At 62.4% G+C, this 14,122-nt stretch carries 13 protein-coding genes; 12 read left to right on the forward strand and 1 reads right to left on the reverse strand.

The window, feature by feature from the left end; translation table 11 throughout:
• The first annotated feature begins 21 nt into the window (after positions 1–21).
• The 11 genes from AACV02_RS10255 (at position 22) to AACV02_RS10305 (ending at position 11,673) form a co-directional block, all read left to right on the forward strand.
• The gene (locus AACV02_RS10255; RefSeq protein WP_119739379.1) at positions 22–771 is read left to right on the forward strand and encodes an AraC family transcriptional regulator; all 750 of its coding nucleotides are present in this window, start codon (positions 22–24) and stop codon (positions 769–771) included.
• A gap of 108 nt (positions 772–879) precedes the next feature.
• On the forward strand, positions 880–2,331 hold the full coding sequence (locus AACV02_RS10260) for an efflux transporter outer membrane subunit (protein ID WP_119739381.1): 1,452 nt from the start codon (positions 880–882) through the stop codon (positions 2,329–2,331).
• On the forward strand, positions 2,328–3,455 hold the full coding sequence (locus AACV02_RS10265; RefSeq protein ID WP_119739383.1) for an HlyD family secretion protein: 1,128 nt from the start codon (positions 2,328–2,330) through the stop codon (positions 3,453–3,455). The genes AACV02_RS10260 and AACV02_RS10265 overlap by 4 nt, the downstream gene beginning before the upstream one ends.
• On the forward strand, positions 3,445–4,965 hold the full coding sequence (locus tag AACV02_RS10270) for a DHA2 family efflux MFS transporter permease subunit (RefSeq protein WP_106580061.1): 1,521 nt from the start codon (positions 3,445–3,447) through the stop codon (positions 4,963–4,965). The genes AACV02_RS10265 and AACV02_RS10270 overlap by 11 nt, the downstream gene beginning before the upstream one ends.
• Before the next feature lie 92 nt (positions 4,966–5,057).
• Entirely contained in the window at positions 5,058–5,558 is a 501-nt protein-coding gene (locus AACV02_RS10275; RefSeq protein WP_119739385.1) for a sigma-70 family RNA polymerase sigma factor, read from the forward strand.
• A 23-nt stretch (positions 5,559–5,581) separates the two neighbouring features.
• Entirely contained in the window at positions 5,582–6,535 is a 954-nt protein-coding gene (locus AACV02_RS10280; protein WP_119739387.1) for a FecR family protein, read from the forward strand.
• 97 nt (positions 6,536–6,632) lie between these two features.
• On the forward strand, positions 6,633–9,038 hold the full coding sequence (locus tag AACV02_RS10285) for a TonB-dependent siderophore receptor (RefSeq protein ID WP_119739389.1): 2,406 nt from the start codon (positions 6,633–6,635) through the stop codon (positions 9,036–9,038).
• A gap of 161 nt (positions 9,039–9,199) precedes the next feature.
• Entirely contained in the window at positions 9,200–10,141 is a 942-nt protein-coding gene (locus AACV02_RS10290) for a hypothetical protein (RefSeq protein ID WP_157986828.1), read from the forward strand.
• Between the two features lie 38 nt (positions 10,142–10,179).
• The gene (locus AACV02_RS10295) at positions 10,180–10,587 is read left to right on the forward strand and encodes a type III secretion protein (protein WP_119739393.1); all 408 of its coding nucleotides are present in this window, start codon (positions 10,180–10,182) and stop codon (positions 10,585–10,587) included.
• A gap of 203 nt (positions 10,588–10,790) precedes the next feature.
• Positions 10,791–11,126, forward strand: coding sequence for a hypothetical protein (locus AACV02_RS10300; protein ID WP_119739395.1), 336 nt, complete (start codon positions 10,791–10,793; stop codon positions 11,124–11,126).
• A gap of 1 nt (position 11,127) precedes the next feature.
• On the forward strand, positions 11,128–11,673 hold the full coding sequence (locus tag AACV02_RS10305; RefSeq protein WP_119739397.1) for a type III secretion effector protein: 546 nt from the start codon (positions 11,128–11,130) through the stop codon (positions 11,671–11,673).
• A 26-nt stretch (positions 11,674–11,699) separates the two neighbouring features.
• On the opposite strand, the gene AACV02_RS10310 is transcribed toward AACV02_RS10305, so the two are convergent.
• On the reverse strand, positions 11,700–12,851 hold the full coding sequence (locus AACV02_RS10310) for an MFS transporter (RefSeq protein ID WP_119739399.1): 1,152 nt from the start codon (positions 12,849–12,851) through the stop codon (positions 11,700–11,702).
• 182 nt (positions 12,852–13,033) lie between these two features.
• Here AACV02_RS10310 and AACV02_RS10315 point away from each other — a divergent pair, with 182 nt between their 5' ends.
• A complete protein-coding gene (locus AACV02_RS10315; protein WP_119739401.1) occupies positions 13,034–14,020 on the forward strand; it encodes a diaminopimelate epimerase in 987 nt (328 codons plus the stop codon).
• Positions 14,021–14,122 lie beyond the last annotated feature (102 nt).

A 14,122-nucleotide genomic window follows, 5' to 3' on the forward strand; every position in this document is an offset into this window, starting at 1 on the left:
CCGTTGATGCGAGCCCCGCCTATGACTGCCCAATCGCCGCCCAGGCCGTGGCTTGAAGCCTATGCCGACAATTACCGTAATGATGAGGTGGTGCTCCCGCATTGCCATGCCCAGGCGCAACTGATTCATGGCGTGGCGGGGGTGATGGTGGTCAGTACTGCGCAGGGCAGTTGGCTGGTGCCGTCCGGGCATGCGCTGTGGGTGCCGGCCGGTACGTCGCATGAAATCCGCATGGCCGGTGACGTGCACATGCGCACGCTGTTCCTGGCGCCGGATGCGGAGCCCGGATTGGGTCGGGTGTGCCAGGTGATTGAAGTGTCTGCGCTGCTGCGCGAATTGATCGTCGCGGCGGCCTTGATTGCAGGGCAGAACACCCCGCGCATGCTCGCGTTGATCGAGCTGATTCGCATGGAGTTGCTCAGCGCGCCCGTGGTGGCCATGCATGTGCCGGTGCCGGCGGAGGCGCGCCTGGCCAGGCTGTGCACGCATTTTATCCGCCACCCAGCCGATGACAGCAGCCTGGAGTCGTGGGCCGACCTGCTGAACATGAGCGCGCGTACCCTGAGTCGGATTTTCCAGCGTGAACTGGGCATGAGCTTTGGCGAGTGGCGCCAGCGTGCGCGGCTCGCCCTGAGCCTCAAACTGTTGGCCCAGGGCGTGCCCATTCTGGAGGTGGCGCTGGAGCACGGTTACCAGAGCCCGAGCGCGTTCAGCGCGATGTTTCGCCGTGCCATGGGTTACCCGCCGAGCCATTTTCGGCCAGGGCCTTGAGCCACGCTGCGCAGTTGTCCGTTCAGCGACGATAGATGGCCTGGGCGCGCGCGAATCCCCAAGGTGAGACCTTTACGCTGCAAGGCCCTTTCCTGAACGAGCCTTGTGATGCCCAGCTCTGTTTTTGACCGCTTCCACCGCTTGGCCATTGTGGGTGTGATCAGCGCGCTGGCCGGGTGCAGCAACGCGCCTACGACGCGGGTTACGGCGCAGCCTGCAGCGATCTTATCCCTGGAAACCGCCGAACCGCTGCCGGCGCGTTGGTGGCAGTTGTACCGTGACCCGCAACTGGATGCCTTGGTGGAACGGGCACTGCGCGAGAACAAACACCTTGAGGCTGCTGGCGCGCATGTCGATGCGATGCTGGCGCTGTTGCAGCAGGTCGAAGGTCAGCGCCGCCCGTCCACTGAGTTGTCTTATGGCCTGGCGTATGGCCGCAGCCGCGATGACCAGACCTTGGCCCAGGCGACGGGCCAGTCGGCGGGCGGGCAGTGGAGCCACACCCCTGAGTTTGCCTTGAGCTATACGCTGGACCTGTGGGGCGCCGTGCGCTACCGCATTGCTGCGGCCCATGCCGATGCGCAAGCCGCACGCGCCGTGGAGGATGAATTGCGAGTGACCGTGGCGGCGCAGACCGCACGGGCCTATGCGCAGGCCTGCGTCTACGCGCATCAGGCCCAGGTGCAGCGTGATGCGGTGCGCCTGTTGGCGCGCAGCCTTGACGTCACTCAGCGTTTGCAAAAGGCCGGCGCCGCCAATGAACTGGAGGTGGCACGCCTGCAAGGCCTGCTGGAGGAAACCCGCGCGCCGTTGGCGCTGTTCGCTGCGCGCCGCCAGAGCGCGCTGTATGAACTGGCGGTGCTCAGTGGTCAGCCGCCGGAACAAGTGAGCGCTCACAGCTGTCAGCAAGGCCCGCGATTGCAGGCGCCATTGCCGGTCGGCGAAGGCTGGGCGCTGGTGCAACGCCGTCCCGATATCCGCCGCGCCCAGGCACAGGTGCGTGCGGCCACCGCGGCCATCGGCTTGGCCCGCGCGCAGGTGTATCCACAGATTACCTTCGGCGCGATGCTCGGCTCGTCGGCCGCCAGCCTGGGCAAACTGGGGGACGCCAACGCCGTGGTGTATGGCATCGGCCCCTTGCTGTCCTGGCAGTTTCCCAACCGGCAGATCGCCCTTGCGCAGGTCACCCAACGGCGGGCCGAAGCGCATCAGGCGCTGGCGCAATTCGACGCCACCGTGCTCGACGCGCTCAAGCAGGTGGAGCAAGCGTTGGTGCTTTACCAAGGCGAACAGCAGCGCCGCCAAGCCTTGGTCGCCGCCCTGGCGCATAGCCGCCGAGCGTTCGACCTGGCCAACCGCAGCTTCCTGGCCGGTGGCCTGGATGCGCTGGCGCTGCTGGACAGCGAGCGCAACCGCGTCAGCCTCGAAACACGCCTGGCTCAGGCCGACCTGCACCTGATCAACCGCCAGATCGACCTGTTCCAGGCGCTGGGCGGCGGTTGGCAGCGCCCTGATCCATCACCTTCCTTACCCGTAGCCACCCTTGGAGCCCGCCGATGAATCAGGCCGTTGAAGTCATTGCACCCACGTTGATGCAACGTCACCGCCGCACGTTGGTGGTGACGGCGTCGGTGGCTGCGTTACTGGGCATCGCCCTGTTTGGCAGCTATTGGTGGAAAACGGGGCAGTTCCTGGAAGAGACCGACGATGCCTATGTGCGTGCCGATTGGGTCGCCGTCAGCCCCCGGGTTGCAGGCTATATAAGCCAGGTGCTGGTGGACGACAACCAGTGGGTCAAGGCCGGAGACGTGTTGGTGCGTATCGATGAGCGCGATTTTATCGAGCGTCTCAACAGTGCCCAGGCGCAGCTGCAGCAAGCTGAAGCGGCGGTCACCGCGCAACAGGCCAACCTGCAGACCCTCGACGCGCAATCCGGCGAGCAACAACAACGTATTGTTCAGGCCCAGGCCGCGCTGGCCAGCGGTGAGGCTGAAGCACAACGCGCGCGCCTTGATTACCAGCGCTATCGCGACCTGGTGGCGCAGCAGGTCGCCAGTGCCCAACACCTGGAAACGGTAAGTGCCAGCCAGGCCCAGGCGCAGGCGGCGCTGGCCCAGGCACGTGCGCAGGTGCTGCGTCAGCAGGCGCAGTTGCAGGTGCTGAAGGCGCGCCGCCAACAGGCCCAGGCCCAACTGCAAGAACGTCAGGCCCATGTCGGCGAAGTTCGCACCGCCGTGGGCTTGGCGCGTAACGCGCTGGAGGACACGGCGATTCGTGCGCCGTTTGACGGCGTGGTGGGCCAGCGCAAAGCGCGCCGCCAGCAATACGCACTGCCTGGTCTGCCGCTGCTGGCCGTGGTGCCGGTCGCGCAGGCGTATGTGAGCGCCAACTTCAAGGAAACCCAGTTGCAGCGCATGGCGCCCGGGCAGTCGGTGGACATTGCGGTGGACAGCTTCGCCGGCCGGCACTGGCGGGGCGAGGTGGAAAGTATCGCCCCAGGCTCCGGCGCAGTGTTTGCGTTATTGCCGCCCGACAATGCCACGGGCAACTTCACCAAGATCGTCCAGCGTTTTCCCGTACGGATCCGCCTGCTGGCGCAGGAAGGTGACGGCCCACGCATCCTGCCGGGCATGTCGGTGATTGCCACGGTCGACACGCGTGGGGCGCCTGCTCATGGCGGTTGATGCGCGCTCACCCCAGGTGTCGTTGCGCGCGTGGGTGGCGGTGATCGGCGGGCTCTTCGGCTGCTTCATGGCCGGGATGAACGTGCACGTCACCAGCGCCGCGCTGCCGGAAATCGAAGGCGCCTTGGGCGCCACGTTCGAGGAGGGTTCCTGGATCTCCACCGCGTACCTGGTGGCGGAAATCATCATGATCCCGCTCACCGCGTGGCTGGTGCAGGTGTTTTCATTGCGCCGCGTGATGCTTTTAGGCTCGGGCGTGTTTTTGCTGGCCTCGGTGGCGTGCTCGCTGGCGCCGAACCTGCAAGCCATGATCATCATTCGGGTGATACAGGGCGCGGCCGGCGCGGTGCTGATCCCATTGTCTTTCCAACTGATCATTACCGAGCTGCCGCCCAGCAAAGTGCCACTGGGCATGGCCCTGTTCAGCCTGGCCAATAGCGTGGCCCAGGCTGCGGGCCCGTCGATGGGCGGTTGGCTGACGGACGTGTACTCGTGGCGCTGGATCTTCTACCTGCAATTGTTCCCCGGCATTGCGTTGCTCGCCGCGGTGGCCTGGTCGATTGATCGCCAGCCCATGCACCTCAAGCTGTTGCGCCAGGGCGACTGGTGGGGCATCGCCTGCATGGTGATGGGCCTGGGTGCGCTGCAAATCGTGCTGGAGGAGGGCGGGCGCAAGGACTGGTTCGGTTCGCCGTTTATTGTGTGGATGAGTGTATTGGCCGTGGTCGGGCTGCTCGGGTTTATCGCGCGCCAACTGTGGGGCGCGCATGCCTTTATCAACCTGCGCCTGTTGGGGCATTACAACTTTGGCGTGGCCAGTGTGGCGATGTGTGTGTTCGGCGCAAGCACATTCGGCCTGGTGTTTCTGGTGCCCAATTACCTGTCGCAATTGCAGGGCTACAACGCACGGGAGATTGGGCTGAGCCTGATCCTCTACGGGCTGGTGCAACTGGTGATGGCGCCGTTTTTGCCGCGATTGATGAGGGGGTTGAGCGCCAAGCTGCTGGTAGCGTCGGGCTTCGCGATCATGGCGCTGGGGTGCTGGATGGGCGCGCACTTGTCCGCCGACAGCGCGAGCAATGTGATCGTGCCGTCGATTGTGGTGCGCGGGGTCGGTCAGCCGCTGATCATGGTGGCTTTGTCGGTGCTGGCCGTGCAGGGGCTGGCGAAGGCCGAGGCGGGGTCGGCCTCGGCGGTGTTTTCGATGCTGCGCAACCTGGGCGGCGCCGTCGGCACGGCGTTGTTGGCGCAACTGGTGGTGGTGCGCGAGCGTGTGCATTCAGCGCGGATCAATGAGTCGGTGACGCTGTTCGACTCGGCCCTGCAACAACGCCTGCCGGACGCGGGCGTGTTGCAGGCGCAGTTGCCGGACCATCAAGCGACGTTGCAACTGCTCGACCAGAGCATCCATCACCAGGCGTTTCTGATGGCCTACAGCGATGCGTTTTATCTGGCCTGTGTGGCATTGGCGTTGTGTGCGCTTGCCGCGCTGATGCTGCGGCGCGGGTGACGTGCCGAGAACGGCGCGGGACGACGGGAAGCAATTGCTCCACTTAATAGGAAGCATTACTATTCACGCCCCGCCTCCCCAGTGCTCACTCGATGACTCCTCAGCCGCCCCGCAGAACAGGCTTTTTCGAGCACTACGAAGAGTTGATCGGAACCTGGACACGCCGCCTGAGAAACCGTCAGCAGGCCGAGGACCTGGCCCACGACACCTTCGTGCGGGTGCTTGAGTCGCGCGCCAGTGAGGTTGAGCAACCGCGCGCCTATTTGCATCAAACCGCGCGCAACATCGCCGTTGACGCCTATCGCCGCGAAGACCGGCGTGAGGCGCTGGCGCTGGAAGCATTTGACCAGCGTTCGCCCCACGGCGGCGACCCGGAGCATTTCATGCACGCCATCCAGTTGGCGGACTCCATTGAGCGGGCCCTGGCCGAGTTGCCGCTCAACTGTCGCAAGGTATTTATCTGGCAGAAAATCGAGGGCCTGACCCAGCAGGAAATCGCCGTGCGCCTGGGCCTGTCAAAAAACATGGTGGAAAAGTATATGATCCGCACCTTGCGGCATCTGCGTGACCGCCTGGATGCGATGGCCCCATGACCCGCTTTGAAACAGGACCTTCCATGATGGATAGCCGCGCTCGCGACGAAGCCGCGCAATGGTTTGTACGCCTGCAAGAGGCCGACTTGAGCAGCGCAGAACGCCAGCGCTTCGACGCCTGGCGCAATGAGCGTCCCGAGCACCAATACGAATTCGATGTGCTGCAAGGAATGTGGAGCGCCGCAGACCTGCTGCCCAAGGCGCGTTTGCAGGCGTTGTGTGAGGCGCCGGTCGAGCGCCCTCGACGCCGTGCCGTTGTGCGTTACGCCGTCGCCGCCAGTGTGGTGGCGATTGCCCTGGGCCTTGGGCTGTTCAGCGGGCTGGATCAGCCCAAGCCTTACAGTGCGCAATTCAGTACGCGCGTGGGTGAGCATCGCCAAGTGGCCTTGCCGGACGGCTCGGTCATGGACCTGAACAGCCGCAGCGTGGTCGCGGTGCACTACGAAAAGGGCCGGCGCGGAGTCGAGATCAAGGAAGGCGAAGCGATGTTCAGCGTCGAGCATGACACCAGCCGCCCGTTCATCGTGGTCGCTGGGGCAGGGCAGGTGACGGTCACCGGCACACGGTTCGATGTGCGCCGTGACGACGATCAGACCCGCGTGGTGGTCGAGGCCGGCACTGTCAAGGTACAGGGGCGCTCGACGGATCAGAGGGTCACGCTCACGGCAGGCCGCGGCACGCATGTCGATTCCCAGGGACAGGTCGCAGCGGCTTATGCGGTGAATGCTGATGAACTGACCGCCTGGCGCAGCGGGAAACTGGTGTTCAACAACGCCACCCTCGGCCAAGTGGCCCGTGAAGTATCGCGCTATCGTGAGCAGCCCTTGCGGGTCAGCACGGCGGCGGTGAGCAACCTGCGCTTGACCAGTGTGTTCAACGCCCGCGACACCGACGCCTTGCTCAAAGCCTTGCCGCACATACTGCCGGTCGCCCTGCGCAGCTTGCCCGATGGCAGCCAGGAAATTATTTCTCGCTGAAATTCAGGTTTTTTCCGAGTTCTTCGTCTTCTCCTGCAACTGCAACTGGTTTGCATTAACAGCCGCACACTCTTGCGATCACAGGACTAGGTTCGACGTGAAAAAACTTACCGTCTACAACAATAAAATTTCCCGCTGGGCGCCTCTGGCGCTGGCGCTCGCCGTCAGTGCCGCGCTGCCTGCGGCCTATGCTGGCGACGGCATCCACATCCGCGCTCAGCCTTTGGGCGCAGCGTTGAGCCAGTTGGGCCAGCAGACTTCCCTGCAAGTGTTTTTCAACCCGGACATGGTCGCCGGCAAGCAAGCGCCTGCGGTGGACGGTAACCTCTCACCCGAACAGGCCCTGCGCCAGCTGCTGCAAGGCAGCGGCCTGGATTACCAGATCGACGCCGGTTCTGTGACCCTGCGCCCGCAAAGCACCGGCACCGGTGAAGCCGGTTCGCCGCTGGAGCTGGGCGTCACCGACATCAAGGTGGTCGGCGACTGGTTGGGTGATGCGAACGCTGCCGTCGTGCAGAACCACCCTGGCGCGCGCACGGTGGTGCGCCGTGAAGCCATGGTGGAGCAGGGCGCAATGAACGTCGGTGACGTGCTGCGCCGTATCCCTGGCGTGCAGGTGCAGGAATCCAACGGCACCGGAGGCAGTGATATTTCCCTGAACGTCGGCGTTCGTGGCCTCACATCGCGCCTGTCGCCACGCTCCACCGTGCTGATCGACGGCGTGCCGGCGGCGTTCGCCCCGTATGGCCAGCCTCAACTGTCGATGGCGCCGATTTCCGCCGGCAACCTGGACAGCATCGACGTGGTGCGCGGCGCCGGTTCCGTGCGGTATGGGCCACAGAACGTCGGCGGTGTGATCAACTTCGTGACCCGCGCCATTCCCGAGACATTCTCCGGTGAAGTCGGCACCACCTTGCAGACGGCTGAACACGGTGGCTGGAAACACGTCGACAACGCCTTTGTGGGTGGCACCGCCGACAACGGTATTGGCGTTGCGTTGCTCTATACCGGCGTCAACGGCAATGGTTACCGCGACAGCAACAACTCCAATGACATCGACGACGTGATTCTCAAGACTCACTGGGCGCCGACCGATCAAGACGATTTCTCGCTTAATTTCCACTACTACGACGCCAGCGCCGACATGCCCGGGGGCTTGACCCAGAAGCAATTTGACGCCAATCCGTACCAGTCGGTGCGCGACTACGACAACTTCAGCGGTCGCCGCAAGGACGTGTCGTTCAAGTACATCCGGCAGATCGATGACCGTACCCAGGCCGAAGTGCTGACCTACTACACCGACAGTTTCCGGGGCAGCAACATCGCCAACCGTGACCTGAAGACCATCGGTTCCTACCCGCGCACCTACTACACCTTTGGCATCGAGCCACGTGTGTCGCATGTGTTCGACGTGGGCCCCAGCACTCAGGAAGTCAGTCTCGGTTACCGCTACCTGAAAGAAGGCATGCATGAGCAAGCCAGCAGCCTGAACCTGGTCGACAATGTACCGACGCCGGGTGGCCAAAACGATGGACATGTTTACCAGGACCGCACCGGCGGCACCGTCGCCAATGCGTTCTATCTCGATAACAAAATCGATATCGGCAAATGGACCGTCACCCCGGGTATCCGCTTCGAAAACATCGAAACCCGCTGGCATGATCGCCCGGTGGTCGCCCTGAACGGCGTGCGCACCGTGGAGAAAAATCGCAAGATCGAGAGCAACGAGCCCTTGCCGGCGTTGAGCGTGATGTACCACATCTCTGATGCCTGGAAGCTGTTCGCCAACTACGAAACTTCGTTCGGCAGCCTGCAGTATGCGCAGATCGGGCAGGGTGGCCGGGTCAACCAGACGGCCGATGGCCTGAACCCGGAAAAGGCCAAGACCTACGAGGTCGGCACGCGCTACAACGACAGCGTGTGGGGCGGCGAAGTGACATTGTTCTACATCGACTTTTCGGACGAGTTGCAATACGTCAGCAACGACGTGGGCTGGACCAACCTGGGCGCCACCAAGCACCAGGGCGTCGAAGCCTCGGCCCACTACGACCTGTCGAACCTCGACCCGCGCCTGGACGGCCTGACCGCCAGCGCCGGTTTCACGTACACCAAGGCCACTTCAGAAGGCGATGTACCGTTCAAGGGCCGCGACTTGCCGCTGTATTCGCGTGAAGTGGCAACGGCGGGCCTGCGTTACGACATCAATCACTGGACCCATAACCTGGACGTCTATGCCCAGTCCGGGCAACGCGCGCCGGGCACTGGCACCACTTACATCACCCAGGGCACTGCCGATGGTCAGTACGGCGATATTCCTGGTTATGTCTCGGTCAACGTGCGCAGCGGCTATGACTTTGGTGCGCAACTGTCGAACCTGAAACTGGGCGTGGGCGTGAAAAACGTCTTCGACCAACAACATTACACGCGCTCGAGCGACAACAACGCGGGTTTGTACCTTGGCGAGCCACGTACCTTCTTCGTACAGGCAAGCGTCGGGTTCTGACCTGCCGTTGACACGAAAAATCGCAGCCCTGGGGCTGCGATTTTTTTTGCGCCTTTCCTACAGGTTTTTAAGCGACCTGCTGCCGGGTCAGGAACCTATTCCGACAGATGCGCCACACAGGGGAAACCTGAACGACTTCGACGTCACGCTGGCGTGGCAGGTTGGTAATCGATCCCCTTGCACTGGAGGCACTTATGTCGGTATCGGCTCTCGATACGTCTGTTTCTGTTTCATCAACCGCTGACACGGCGCTGGCTGATTCAAAGCCCGAAGCCAAGGCCAGCCGTGCGTTTTCTGTCGCGCCGTCCTACGACAGCCACAGCGCCGGGAACGTGAGTTATAACCTGTCGGTCAACGTCTCCGGGCCGGTGTTTGGCGCTCATCAGCAAACAGCCCAGGGTCACAGTGATCATCATCATTGGGCGCCGGCGATGAATCACTCGGCCTCGCAACAGGGTTTCATGCAGCAGTTTCAACACGCAATGGGCCATTGGTTTGGTAGTCAGCGACCCCACGCGCATGCTCATCACAACGGCGTACCGCCAACGCTGGTGCCGGTTGGGTCGGGTAAACCAGACCTCGTCTACTCCCACAAAAGTAATGACCAACTGGCGCAGTTGCTGTTGAACAACTTCGCTGCGTTCACCGGATCAAGTCACTCCAAGACCCTGAGTGCTCGCACCCTTAGAGACATGGCGGCAAAACAGCTGGGCAGTGATCCCAACGTGAATGAAAACATTCGCACCGCCCGAGAGGTATTGCGGCGTACCGGCATGATGGACGCCCTTGGCAGTCGAACCGACCTGCACGCCCTGGCTAAACTCATCCGTGACGACAACCCCTTCAAATACAAGGATGACAAACAAATAGCCCAGGAAATGCTCAACCATTTCAATCAATTGAAAGATTACGTTGGGCACGAAATCAACGTCAGAGACCTTCAGGCGCTGGGCAAAACACCCATGACGGGCATTCCGTCGATCGACCATTTAATCCAGCTGAGTAAAGCGTTTACCGGCCGCGGCGATTCGCTGAAGAAAATGGACGCAGACGCGGATGGCCGGATCAACGTGTTTGAAATCCTGGTCGCACTGACCCGCTGATTGAGTACGCGCGATGCAATCGGCGCGGCGAACGCTTCGTGGCGCTTGCTGCGCTGGATGGGCCCAACGGCTTAGCGCACTCGGTAGTCTTTCAGAACGTGAATCAGGGCCTGGATATGACTTCAACTTCGTTTCAACCCTGCCCAAGGGGAGGCCTCGACACCTTCGCCCATGGCGTCGACGTTGAGCGCTCAACAGCGGTGACAGGGCAAGAGCTGCCGAATGACCTTCTGCCTGCGGCCTCGCCGAATGGGTACGCGGCAGAAGTGCAGCGCATGAAAGCGCTCGCGGGGCAGTGCAAGTTCCGGGCACCGGTCGCCGATGATTTCGCCCGCGGCATGCTTGCGCCTGGGGAGGCGAGCCGCAACGAAAGCAAAGGGGCGGGCGCCTGGGCTGTATTGATCCATGGCCTGAAAACTGTCTGGCGTGGGAGAAAGTCGGATTGACCCAGGGCCTCATGGTTTTTACATGCTGTTATTGGTATTCAGCCACTGCCCGGAACTATCGTGCCCAACTCGCCACACATCGGTTGCTTGCTCCTACGCAATCAACCACTGATCCGGAGCACCTCGGTGTTGAATTTCAGGCAAGCACAGATCAGCAAAAGGTCGGGAGATGACGTATGACAATTGAGGGTGCATTACCGCGCATGCTGCCAACGGCCATGGGCGGCCCGCAGGTTCGCTGGCCTTCGCCGCCGCCTGTGGCACAGCCGTTTTGCGAGGATCAATCTGTTGCGCAAGACCTGCCGCCGCCGCGGCGGCACGGCTTGCGCGCTACCGTGCCGTCGTTGCGGCACCAGGCGCTGCAGAACGCGCCAACGGCTCGCGCAGACACCACGCTTCCGGGCCCGAGCTTCACCGATAGGCAACTGGCGCTCGAGTTGCGAAAGAACTTTGACGTGTTTGAAAACTACAGCGAGGGGGGCTGTGTGACGCCGTCCTCGCTGCGCCAATTTGCAGCCGAAAAGCGTGAGGGTGAATAACGTGCGCGACCGCATGATCCTGGTGGTCAGGGAAATTCTCAAGCGCCCGCTGCTGAGCGACGCAATCATCGATTGCGACGGCTATATCACCCGCGACAGCCTGGAAGCCGCTTGCGCATTGCGCGGCAACAGTTCACCCAACGCCTTCAGCCAGGACCCTTTCCATGGCCAGGGCAATGCCAGCGTCGTGCAGGCGTTGCAAGGTCACTTCAAACAGCTGAGGGACACGCTCAAGGACCGTACCGTGTTCTTTGAAACCTTTGAGTACGTGGATATTTCGCTGCTCAAAGTGGTTATGAATGACCCCGATGACAGCGACTCACTGGGCAGGCCGATTCTTGAACCCACCACCGGATTGCCCAGGAAGAAATACAGCGAACACTGTGTGTACACGGCAAAAAACATCATCGAGCGCCCAGGATTATTGCGCTCGCTGGAGCGCGCCAATACCCAGCGCTTGTTTGGTCGCTCCAGGCACGAGGGCTGGCTGTGCAACAAAAGCCTGGAGCGCTGGCTGGAACAGCACCAGATGCACAAGGCCCGGTAGCGTCCAGGCCGTGTGCGGCAGGCAATTTACACCTTGAGGATTTTGCCGCTGATGGCCACCCCGGCCAGCAGCATCGCGACCAGCACGAAGGCGATGCTCAAGCTGCTGCCGTGAGCGATAAAGCCGATCATGGCCGGGCCGGCAAGAATGCCGGCATAGCCCAGGGTCGTAATGGCCGGTACCGCAATGTGCTCCGGCATGACTTTTTGCTTGCCGACGGCGGTGTACAGCACCGGCACGATGTTCGAGCAACCAGCGCCCACCAATGCATACCCCAGCAGCGCGGTTTCCCAGGCCGGGAACAGCGTGGCGAGCAGCATGCCGGCGGTGGCCAGCGAGCCGCCGATAACAATCACACGGGTGGCGCCCAGCCGTCGCACAATGGCATCGCCGGTCAGGCGTCCCGCAGTCATGGTCAAGGCAAATGCCGCATAGCCGAGGCCGGCGTAAGCCTCATCCAGGCCACGCTCGGCGCTGAGGAATACGGCACTCCAATCCAGCACCGCGCCCTCAGCCAAAAATACGATGAAACACAGGCAGCCAATAAACAGCACCACACCGTGAGGCACTGCAAACGCCGGGCCCGAGCTTTCACTGCCGTAGGGCAACAGATGTGGCCCGGCCTTGAGCAGCGCGACCGCCACGATCACGATCACCACCAGGGTCGCCTGCAACGGCGACAGGCCCAGGCCGAGCAACCCGGAGACTCCCGCCGCACCGACAATGCCGCCGAGGCTGAACAGGCCGTGAAAGCCCGACATCATGGTTTTACCGCTGGCACGCTCAACGATGACGGCTTGCAGGTTGACCGTCGAATCCACGGTGCCCAGGCCTGCGCCGAACAGAAACAGCCCGGCCATCAGCAGTGGGATCGAGCTGACCGTCGCGAGCATCGGCAGGGCCAGGCAGATCATGATAGTGCCGCCCGTCAGCACGCGTCGGCAGCCGAAACGTGAGGCCAGCGCACCGGCCACCGGCATGGCGATGATCGAACCCACTCCCAGGCACAACAGCAGCAGACCCAGCGTGCCCTCGTTGAGTTGCGCGCGAGCCTTGGCATACGGCACCAGCGGCGCCCAGGCGGCGATGCCGAAGCCGGCGATGAAAAAAGCGATACGGGTCGACATTTGTTCCAGTCGCCCGGGAACCACGGGCGCTGGAGTGGGAATGGCAGTCATGAAAAATCCTTGGTTTTGCGTTCAGCGAACGATGTCCGGCGCGACATCCTTGCATATCAGGCGCTCTCGAGCGAGCCGGGTTCCCTTCGGATGACCCGATCGACAGTTCTGTAATACGCTGCCGTCTAGTGTGCAGGCAATTGGACGGACACGCCGATGAAGATTTTCAAGCGGGTGGCAATATGACCCAGTTCTATGATGCGCGGGGCAATATCTACGCGGTGGTCAGCCCGGCCTATCTGCGCAGCCGTGGTGTCGATGTGCCCGAGCGCGCTGACTTGGCGGCGCACACTCGCAAGGACTGGGCAGCATCGGCAATCTCCTCCGAGTGCGGCTGGGGCGCGTTGCCTCGACCCGCCAATGCGAAGGCGCACCGTTGCGATGGTTTGCTGGTCGGGCCATTTCAATCCGCGCCGCCGTTCGACCTGCTGATCGTCAATACGGATGGCTCCCTCGCCGAACGCAGCGGCAACGGTCTGACTATCTTTGCCCAGGCGTTGGCCGATCAGGGCTTGATGGTTCAGACGTGTGAATTGCGCGTGCACCATGACCAGCCGGCCACGGCGTCGCCTGTTGCCACCCGCGTGGAGCCGGCGTTGTACGAACAGGTGGCAGGTTTCTGGCTGGCATTGGGGCTACCGATGTTCGGCCCCGGCGCAGTGGCTGCTGCGGGTGTTAATGCGGTTGCGGTCAGGGAGCGTGAGTTCAGTCACGTGGCCGCGTTGGCGGCAATCAACCCGCACTGGGCCTGCAGTCAGTTTGTACGCGTGGGCAACCCTCATTGCGTGACGCTCGTTGAGCACGCCAGCGCGTTACCCGACAATCGGTCGATGCAACAGCCTGAACTGTTCGGGTTGTTGCAGGCGATTGCCTTCGCACCGCCGCTCGGGCGTGGTCAACCTTGTGGTGCCGGAATCAATCTGCAATGGGCTGCCCGATCTTCGGACAATCACCTGATCGCGCGGGTGTTTGAGCGGGGAGAGGGTCCCACCGCGTCCTCAGGGACCAGCGCCAGTGCAGTGGCCTGCGCGGCATGGCGAGCAGGTTGGGTCACGGACGGCGTGGTAACCGTGGTCATGCCAGGTGGCACTGCGCCCATACGGTTGCAGAGCCAGGGTAAAACACTGCTGAACGTCAGCCTGTTCGGGACTGCCAGGGCTCAAGCCTGATCGTGACAGAGCAGCTGATGGCGTGGGTTAGTGTCAGCTGTTTCTTTATTGGTTAGTTAGGTTTGTGAAGTTAGTGTGGGAAATTTCTTGTTGTTCTTAGTT

It is taken from the genome of Pseudomonas sp. Larv2_ips, from assembly GCF_963879675.1.
Lineage (GTDB): Bacteria > Pseudomonadota > Gammaproteobacteria > Pseudomonadales > Pseudomonadaceae > Aquipseudomonas.